Below are 9,549 nucleotides of genomic sequence, written 5' to 3'. Positions count from 1 at the left end.
TGTCGGACTGCCAGGAGACTGCGCCCGAAGCTGTCATGGATACGGATCTTCATAGCCAGAGTTTCTTCTTCCCTGATCTGATCATCGATGCATTCATACATTTTTCTTATTTCTTTATTCAGCCGGATAAGTTCCTCATTGCTTTTCTGGATCTTCTCACTGTTAAAATAAAGATTGGTCACATCCAATGCCAGCACCTGTATATAACCCTGCAGACTGGGATCCTCCAGTTTTTCCTGGCGAAAATCCCATACGGTACCATTCGGAAAATAATACAGATTTTTCTTTTTCCCTACTTTTGAGATTCCGTTGGAATATTGTTTTGCCTCCAGTGCTTCTTTTAAAAGCAGATAACTTTGCAGATTCTCCCCGGTAAGCATATAGCCTAACTGATACATTTTTTCATTGCATAATACGATCTGTCCGATATCATCGCAAAAGCAGATTCCGCATTTCAGGTGATCCAGCGTCTGTTTGATGGAGTATACGGACAAGTCTTTTTTATATTTTTCATCCTCGTTCCGGATGCGACGTATCAGATAACCGTTATCTGCAAGAATAAGGAAAAAAAGGAATCCTACAGGCCAACGGGCCGCAATATGAAGAAGTCTGTTTTTCCCTTCCCATATGGCCAGATAATCGCTCAGCAGATCGGTCAGGATTCCGTAGCTGGCAATCAGTAAAAGAAAATTGACAGCCATTACCTCTGCCTTCCGCTTTCTGGAATGCTGGATACACAACAGCCGGATTTCCACCAGAATCAAGAAAAAAAGAGCAACCAGAATCATTTCCTGGACAAATATACCGGATGTTTCAAAGGATTTCATCCCTGCCTCCTTTCTCTGACAGTTGCAAAGCCAGAAACCATTCTTTTTCTTCTTCCTGCTCCATATGTAACAAAGGATATTTTTCTTGCAGACTCTCCGTCCGGCAAACACCCTCAAGATTCACTGAGATTCGAAGGACACCATCCATATCTGTCAGACGATAGAAAAGGGAACCTCCCTGTTCCAGGAGCAGTTCTACGGTCTGCTCGAAGAAATCATAAGCCTTCAGGACAAGTTCTGCCGGTAATGTTTCTTTGCCGGTTTCTATATAATACTGTCCTTGAATCTCACAAAAGATCAGATTACTGCAGGATTCCCTCAGGCTCTGGATCAGTTCTTCTTCCTTTAATTCCTTACCTTCCAGTGCGGAAAGTGTCAGATTCTTCCTTCTTTTCAGATAAGACCCTACGATCAGGATTTTCCCCAGAAGTCTGTGATATTCCCTGTGATCCGTACACTGTTCCAGCTGATCCACATATCCGGCGATCTGCTGAAATTGTTCTGCCGTCTGCTTTTGCATCAGATCGTAAAGCCGGTTCTTTTCTTCCGCCTGTTTTCTTTCTTTTTCTTTTTGATATTCCAGTTTCAAAAGCTGGTTTCGATCCCTCAGTTCTTCGCGAAGCTCATAGAAACTTTCATAAGCAGCTCGATGCTGACGGATATCTTCGATCCAGAAAGCATACCCTCCATTGATGGGGATACTGTTCAGACGGATTCCTTCTTTTTCATATCCCGGATTCTCCAGTGCTTCTTTCATCTCTTCTTTATCCAGCTCGATTCCGTCACCGGTTGTATAACGGATGTTCAGATTCCGGTCACTGATCTGTGCATTGATTCCTCTGGAAGCCTGAAACAATTCTCCGTATCGGTTATTTACCAGAATCAGCCCACACTGGATACAGCTTTCAAAAAGAGCGGCGATCAAAAGACAGCAGGCCGCCGCCATATCTCCCGCTATGATTTTCAGATACGGGACACGGAATATATTGGCAATACCCCAGATAAAAAACAGTCCTAATGGCACAAAGGGAAGCCACATTTTCTTTTTCCCGGGGTTCCTGCATTTTGCGATTAATATACCCAGCATAGTAAGAAAACCGATAGCGATCCATGCCACACAAAACACAAATCCCGGACCATAAAGATACTCATCATCTGTCCATGGTTTTTCTGCCGGAAAGCGGAATACCAGCTGATGAAGATCGTTGGTCATAACAAGCAGGATCACGCCCACTGTGATCACCAGGAAAATACCGGTCCATTGTCTTCTCTTTTGATTTTCACTTTCTCTCATCTTCAATGCCGCGATCACACTAAGGGAGGGAATAGACAACAGCGGGATATAATAGCAATACCAGCTGTAACGTCGTAATACCGGTTCATAAAACACATCATATTTCAGTGTACGAATAACAAACCAGAAAATCATAAGGGACGCGATCCCACACAGGCATCTTCGTGCTGTCCTGTTGACGATCCTTCGCTGAAGGGAAATTCCCCAGACACAATATAAGGTGATATACAGGTATGCCCTCGTCAGCTGAAAAAAGGCCAACCAGCCCGATTCTCTGTTGGCTGGAAGATGACGGCATATTATGGCAGTGATTATACAACCACCGGCAAGGAGCAGATTCCTGATTTTTTTGATTTTTTCTGTTTTTTCATTCATCTGATTTGTAGAATTCCTCTCCTGATAATGCTAAGGACTTTTGCCCTTGCTTAATGACTGCATGGTAACTGCTCTACGTCACACAGTTACTTTAAGTATATACATTATACCGTATCTTCTCTCTATATCTCAAGTCATAACAGACACCCGCGAACAGCAATCAAAATTGGTCCACCGGACCAATTATTGATATACAATGCAACAAAAAGATCCCGGTGAAAATAGATTTCATCAGGATCTTTCTTTGTTTTCTTCTCTTACATTCTCTTTTTTGCGGCCCGGATCAGTTCCTCCAGCCCTTTGTTGCATTCTCCGATGGGAACATCGGCGCAGATCACCTTTTTACAGTTTTCCATGACCTTTATTGCTTCCCGGAGATGCTCCTGAGTAATCTGGCAAAAAGGTTCCTCTGTGATCACCCTGGCGGCTAGCAGGCGGGCTAACTGATAATCCACATCGTTGGTGTACAGGATGCCTGTTGCAAAGGGGATATTATCCTTTTGTAATTTTCTATAGATGGGTATTCCCCTTCCGCATCCGGCGATCACGAAGACCTCCGGCTCTCCATCAACCTTTGGAAGCTCAATACTGCCAAATCTGGGATCATAGAATCCGTTTTCGATTCCATATAATTCCCGGATGGTCTGTTCTTCAAAGATCTGTTCCGGAGTTCCGTAATAGCAGACATGATCTCCTTTTACACAAAGGATCTGATCTGCAATCTTCTGGGCCAGATCGATCTCATGAAGAGACATGATCACGGTTATGCCCTTTTCTTTTGCCATAGAGCGGAGAATGGATAACAGTTCCAGCTTATGACGGATATCCAGAAAAGAGGTAGGCTCATCCAGCACGATGATCTCCGGTTCCTGGCAGATAGCTCTTGCCAGAAGGACTCTCTGACGCTGCCCGTCACTGATGGCATTAAAATCCCGGCTTCCCAGTTCTTCTGCATGGACGATCCGCATGGCCTCATCCACTTTATCCTCGTCTTCCCGGCTTAAGATACCCAGGCGACCTGTATAAGGATAGCGACCGGTTGCCACAATATCATGACAGGTCATCAGTTCCGGCCGCATGCGCTCTGTCAGAACTACTGCCATTCTGGTGGAAAGTTCCTTGTAAGAAAGCTTGTGCAGATCATTCTCCTCATACAGAACCTTACCGCCAAGTATCTTCAGCTGTCTGGTAATACTCTTTAAAATTGTTGATTTTCCGGATCCGTTCGGTCCGATCAGTGTGACAATCTCTCCTTTATGGATACCTACCTGAATCTGATCAATCAGAGGCTTTCCGTTGTATCCCACCGTCAGCTGATCCAGATGAAAATAATATTCTCCCATGTCAGTTTCCTTTCTTCCGGTGCAACATCATGAAAATAACCACCGGCGCACCAAATATCGAAGTCACGGTACTGATATTCAGTTCCAGCGGTGCAAATGCCATACGCGCGATCAGATCACACATCATACAGAAGACACCGCCACCCAAAAATGTGGCAGGAATGACGATCAGTGGCCGGGAAGTTCCAAGACTTCTCTTTACCAGATAGGGAACAGCGATTCCCACGAAAGAAATAGGTCCGGCAAATGCAGTCACACATGCAGAAAGTACACTGGAAGTCAGTATCAACATAATCCTGAAAAAGCGAATATTCACACCCATACTCTGGGCATAGGCTTCTCCCAGCTGGTAAGCTCCGATCGGCTTGGACATGAAAAATGTAATAAGGATCGTCACTCCGATGACAACTGCCGCCACCTTCACATTGCTCCAGTTCATACCTGAAAAGCTTCCCTGGCTCCATCCGTGCAGGTTGACAATGTCTGAGTCCTCTGCAAAAGTCACCACAAAATCCGTGACCGCTGAACAGATATAACCGATCATGATACCTGCTACTAAAAGTGTTGCCATATGATTGATCCGTCTGGAGACCAGAAGGATAAAACCTGTGGCGATCAGGGAACCGATAAAGGCTGCTATGATCAGCGTATAAGAAGATACCACCTGAAACCGTCCCAGAAAATAAATCATCGCCAGAGCTACCACCATTTTGGCTCCGGAGGAAATACCGAGCACAAAGGGACCTGCAATAGGATTTTCAAAGAAGGTCTGTAATAAAAATCCGGAAAGAGAAAGTGCTCCCCCAAGGATGGCCGCCATCAGAATTCTTGGCAGACGGATCTTCCAGATAATGTTATATTCCATCTTATTTCCTTCCCGAAGAAAAATAATCTTTAAAATCTTTGGGATAGAGATATCCACATTTCCGGTATTGATATTCAAAACAGTGATCACGCAAAATGCCGCCAGCAGTACGAGAAATACCGATGTATACCGGCTTCTGCGCAGAAAATTTTCATAATGAAAATCGGTTGCCCCCTGAAGGGCTTCTTTTCGTTTTTTCATGATTTCTCCTGTTACTTATCACTTACTTTAGTAAGGAATGTCATGTCTTTCTCATCTCCGTCGGTTAACATCAGATGAAAATCTGTGATCAGCTGACCAACGATATCCGTTGCCTGATACATATATTTTCCTACACACCATACATTGCCTTCCTGAACAGCTTTGAAGTCCTCAAACAATTCGTTCTTTGCAACCAGTTCGTCTACGGACTGGATGGGATTGTCAATAGTGGCATTGTATACCAGATAATCTGCATCTGCTGCAGCTGCATAGAATTCCTCCATGCTCATGGATACGGAAGCACTGGTTGTCTCCACACTGTCCAGATCCTGGAATACGTATCTTCCGCCTGCCAGCTCGATCATGCTTGGAATATAATCCTGGGTTCTTCTCACTACAATAGAACCGTCCGTACTTACAAAGAAAAATGCCACCGTCTTTTCCGTATTTTTAAAGTCTTTCAGGTCGCCGATTACCTTGGCCTGTTCATCAAAGAAGCTATATGCCTCTTCTTCCTTATCTAACATAGCACCATACAACTTGATCCATTCTGTTCTTGCCAGAGGATGGGTCTCGTAGCTGGAGCGGTCGATAAATACCGGAATATCCAGGTCTTCGATCATCTCCTGTACTTTCGGTGTGTGGAGAATCATAGTGGATTCAATAGCCACATCGCAATCCTGATCTACCAGCATCTCATAATCCGGCTCGCTGTATTTTCCTGCAAACTGGATCTTACCGTCTTCCATGGCCTGTTTTGCCTCTTCAATATACCAGCCGGAAGCGTCGATTCCACTCATCTTGATGTTATCCAGGGAATCCAGTGCACGGAAAAGCGCCATAGTGGAGCTGGCTGCCAGATAAATCTTATCCAATGGTTTCTGCAGCACGATGATACTGTCGTCCAGACCTTCGGGAGCCTCCGCTCCCTCAGGCACCAGAAGATACTGAGCATTGTCATGTACATCGATCAGCTGATAATCATCTTCATAATAATACACATCAAAGCAGTCTGCATACTCCAGTTTCAGCTTCCCCTGGCAGGTAAGTCCTGCCACCTCAGGCGCATCGGATGCATCTGTCAGATAAGAAGCTGTATCGCCGGATACCCCTTTCTGTTCTGCATCCTGCTGCTTTTCTGTATCTTTTTTTGCGTCTGCAGAATCGGTTTCTTTCGTTGTATCCGTGCTTTCCCGGGTCGTACTCTCTGCCTTTTCAGAAGCAGATGGGGTATCCCCACTGCCGCCGCAGCCGGTAAGCAGCATGGCTGCTGCAAGGAACACTGCCGTCATCCGGCTGCATTTCTGATAAATATTTTTCTTCATTCTTTTTCCCCGTTTGTCCTTTTGTCTTTAACTATTCAATATCTGTTAACAAATACGACAATCTTTATTTTTTGCTTTTGGCAGCTTTAACTGCTTTGTCATACAGTTTGTCTGTCTTGTCGCTGCATCCAAAGAATGCGCCGTATACCTTCAGCCACTCAGCTTTGCCAAGATCAGACTCTTCGTCTGCAGATCGGTCGATCAGCATAGGGATACCGAGAGTTGCAAAATTATCCGCCAGCTGATCCAGCACTGCCTCTTCCTCATTTTCATCGGAACTGTCTGTTGTTTTTTTGCTGTCTGTATCTGTACTCTTATCGTCTGCGTCTTTCACATCTGCTTTCTTCTGATTCTTACTGTTGCTGTTTTTCTTGCCGTCGGTATCGCTGCCCTTTTCTTTGGCATCTTCTGCTGTTTTGCTTCCCGGCAGAACTTCAGAAGAAACGATTGCAAAATCGATCTTATTCTTTACCAGTTCCCGGAATTTCAGATCATCGGCTGCCCCTGCATATACCATCTTATCTTCTTCCAGTCCTTTATTGACTGCATCGATATCTGTCTCATCCTTGTCAAATCCTACTGCTTTGACCTTTTTCAGAAGTTTCAGAGTTTCCAGAGTGTTGACAGACTCTTCAGAATCCACATAAGCATGCTTGATAGGCAGTTTTACAACAATCATTTCTTTCTCGATACCTACCGGCAGTTCTGCGTCGGAATCTTCCGGAACGATAAGATATTTTACAACCTTTGCCTTATACAGATCTGCTGTGATCTCTTCCTGGGTCTGTACTACAGCCTCTCCCTCATCGTTATAGGCTACGCTCTGGGTGTCTGTGGTCTTCTTTTCCTCATCGTTTCTCTTGATGGTAATCTTGGCAACTTTCTTTTTGCCACTCTTACCGGTTTTCTTGGTATCCTTTTTGTTATCCGCATCCGCTGTATCCTTGGCTTCTGCATCCTTTTCCAGCTTCTCCGGATCCTTATCGGTATCCTTGGACAGATCGATCTCCAGAAGAGTTATATCATCGTCATAATGATAGATTTTAAAATAGTCGGCATAGTCCAGTTTTGTCTCTGATTTGTATTTCAGACCGATGATATCCGGCGCCTTCTCATCCAGCTTGTCCTTGCTTCCAAAATTCGTGCCGCTGCCGTCTCCAGCTGCTGCGCCACTTCCGTCTCCGTCAGCCGCTGCCAGGTAGACCATAATGCTGTACTCGATCTCATGAGCTGCGCTCATCTTGGTGGTCATACCAATGATCTTATTGTTTTTATTCAATTCCACCGGAATTACAAAAATGGACTTTCCGCCGGTGTGGGTCGGGAAATATTTCTTTCCGTTTGCTTTTACATACTGGTATGCGGAGCTGCTGAATGCGATGGTTGCCAGAGCCTGGCCATTTTTGATGGTTACTTTATCGCAGGTAATACTTACCTTTCCTGTACCACCGGACCAGGTGAATTTGTCCGGAGTGTAAACACCGTCTTTCAGCTTAGTTTTGCTGTTTACCTGACTGGTGGAACCGCTGGTATCGGACTCTGACTTGGATTCAACTGCCGGGGTTGTGTCCTTTACAGAATCTTTTGTTGCGGTTTCAACCACAGTTGGGGTTGGATTCAGACTTCCGCCTTCGCCGTTTCCTGCTTCGCCAGAAGATATCTTTTTCAGATTATTCGAGCTTACTGTAATGCTTCTGTCGTACCACCTGTCTCTTTTCACTGAATGGGATGCCATAGCTAGTGGAGTATCCAGTGTTGAAATTGGAATGATATAACTTCTTCCGGTTTTTTCTTCGCCGTTTTCAATATAGGATTTTTGCTCATCTTTACATCCAATCCACTGACTCTCATTGCCAGCTGCTTCTGCTGCGGTTCCCATGTACAGATAATCATATCCGGTTCCACTTAAAGTGATTTCTGCACTCATTTTTCCATTTTTTACCGTTAATATAGTTGCCACTACACGGAACATCTCTGCTCCTGTAGAGATAGTCGTTGTATAAACACCATCCGCCGGAACACCTGCCGGACGTGCTGGTTGAGATGGTGCAGTAGATGGCGCCGGTGTTGTCGGTGAAGTTGGTGTTTCTGTAGGTGCAGCAGATGGTTCTGGATTTACTTCCTCTGTTTCTACTTTTTTCATTCCTTCAGACTTCAATGTGATGGTGCGATCAAACCACTGTTTTTTTGTTTTTGAATATACTGTTACCGGAATTGCCTGATCAAGGGCGCTTACTGGAATTACATACGTTCTTCCCGTTTTCTCCTGACCGTCAGCAGTTGTATATGGAATCTCATCTTTCCATTTGATCCACTGGTCCTGATTAGCCTCCACATCTTTTGCATAACCCAGATACAGGTAATCATATCCAGTACCGCTTAACATAAGCAGTGCTTCCATCTTTCCATTTTTCACTGTTAATTTTGTACTTATCACTTTAAACATTTGATTGTTTGTTTCTGTTTCTACTGTGTAAGTACCATCCGCCAGTGTATTTTCAGAAGGTTCTGTACTTGGTGCCTCTGACGGCGCCGGTTTTTCTGAAGGTTTTGCAGAGTCTTCCTTCTGTGTTCTCTCCGGAACCTGACAGAACAGATCCTGTTTTGTATACCACTCTCCGGATTCTTTTATCCCAGGAACGATCTGCAGCTTACTTCCCAGCTTTTCCTCGCTGACTGCAAACTGGAACTTATACTTTCCGTTCCGATCCTTTTCCCCGGCGATCACCGGTGTTTTCTTTGCATCTTCTTTCTTTCCGATATATAACTGATCGTAAACATCGCTGTCCGTATAAACTGTAACCAGACATTTCTCTTTTTTCTCAACCAGTTCTGCCTTTGTCACCTGTACATCCGGCTGTGCTTTCTTCGGCTTGGTTTCGGCATTTGTATTCTCATTATTTTTAACTTCTTCCGGCTGTGCAGCTGGTTCCGCAGTCGGTTCTGTCACACTTTCCTGCTCCTTTTTTGCATCAACCTTCTGTTCTTCATTTTTTTCTTTCTCAACATTCTCCTCAGCCTTTGGCTCCTCTGTCGCCTGCGGGCTGACTTCCTGTGTTACCTCCGGTTCTGCTGCCGGAACTTCAGCTTCGCTTACCTGTCCTGCTGCAGCTTCATCAGGAGTAGCTGCAAATGTTCCTGACGGCATACCCAATGCCATCATAACAGACAGGGATACGGAGAGAATTCTCTTTCCTGTTCCTTTCATCTCACATTTCCTTTCTTTCAACATATTGTCTGCCACGGTCAACAGAGAAAAGACCGCAAAACTGTCCGTCAAATCGCTTTCAAAAAAAGATGCACATAGTATAACATAGTC

General features: G+C 44.7%; 5 protein-coding genes and 1 pseudogene. All 6 read right to left on the bottom strand.

What is annotated here, in order from left to right; translation table 11 throughout:
• Positions 1 to 827: pseudogene (locus MSA64_RS08195) on the bottom strand (hypothetical protein); the annotation flags it as partial.
• On the bottom strand, positions 814 to 2,496 hold the full coding sequence (locus MSA64_RS08190; RefSeq protein WP_287891276.1) for a histidine kinase N-terminal 7TM domain-containing protein: 1,683 nt from the start codon (positions 2,494 to 2,496) through the stop codon (positions 814 to 816). The pseudogene MSA64_RS08195 and the gene MSA64_RS08190, both read right to left, overlap by 14 nt.
• Before the next feature lie 257 nt (positions 2,497 to 2,753).
• Positions 2,754 to 3,839 (bottom strand): ABC transporter ATP-binding protein, encoded by a 1,086-nt coding sequence (locus MSA64_RS08185; protein ID WP_287891275.1) that lies wholly within the window; start codon positions 3,837 to 3,839, stop codon positions 2,754 to 2,756.
• A 1-nt stretch (position 3,840) separates the two neighbouring features.
• Positions 3,841 to 4,905 (bottom strand): FecCD family ABC transporter permease, encoded by a 1,065-nt coding sequence (locus MSA64_RS08180; protein ID WP_022172307.1) that lies wholly within the window; start codon positions 4,903 to 4,905, stop codon positions 3,841 to 3,843.
• Between the two features lie 11 nt (positions 4,906 to 4,916).
• A complete protein-coding gene (locus tag MSA64_RS08175; RefSeq protein WP_287891274.1) occupies positions 4,917 to 6,230 on the bottom strand; it encodes an ABC transporter substrate-binding protein in 1,314 nt (437 codons plus the stop codon).
• A gap of 64 nt (positions 6,231 to 6,294) precedes the next feature.
• On the bottom strand, positions 6,295 to 9,438 hold the full coding sequence (locus MSA64_RS08170; protein WP_287891273.1) for a hypothetical protein: 3,144 nt from the start codon (positions 9,436 to 9,438) through the stop codon (positions 6,295 to 6,297).
• Positions 9,439 to 9,549: the final 111 nt, after the last annotated feature.

It is taken from the genome of Oliverpabstia sp., from assembly GCF_022785585.1.
GTDB classification, from domain to species: domain Bacteria; phylum Bacillota; class Clostridia; order Lachnospirales; family Lachnospiraceae; genus Oliverpabstia; species Oliverpabstia intestinalis.
This window is presented reverse-complemented; position numbering and strand designations above follow the sequence as displayed.

What these genes read in the sequence shown, in the direction of transcription:
- MSA64_RS08170 (WP_287891273.1), bottom strand. Translation starts at nt 9,438, where the DNA reads ATGAAAGGAACAGGAAAGAGAATTCTCTCCGTATCCCTGTCTGTTATG.
- MSA64_RS08175 (WP_287891274.1), bottom strand. Translation starts at nt 6,230, where the DNA reads ATGAAGAAAAATATTTATCAGAAATGCAGCCGGATGACGGCAGTGTTC.
- MSA64_RS08190 (WP_287891276.1), bottom strand. Translation starts at nt 2,496, where the DNA reads ATGAATGAAAAAACAGAAAAAATCAAAAAAATCAGGAATCTGCTCCTT.
- MSA64_RS08185 (WP_287891275.1), bottom strand. Translation starts at nt 3,839, where the DNA reads ATGGGAGAATATTATTTTCATCTGGATCAGCTGACGGTGGGATACAAC.
- MSA64_RS08180 (WP_022172307.1), bottom strand. Translation starts at nt 4,905, where the DNA reads ATGAAAAAACGAAAAGAAGCCCTTCAGGGGGCAACCGATTTTCATTAT.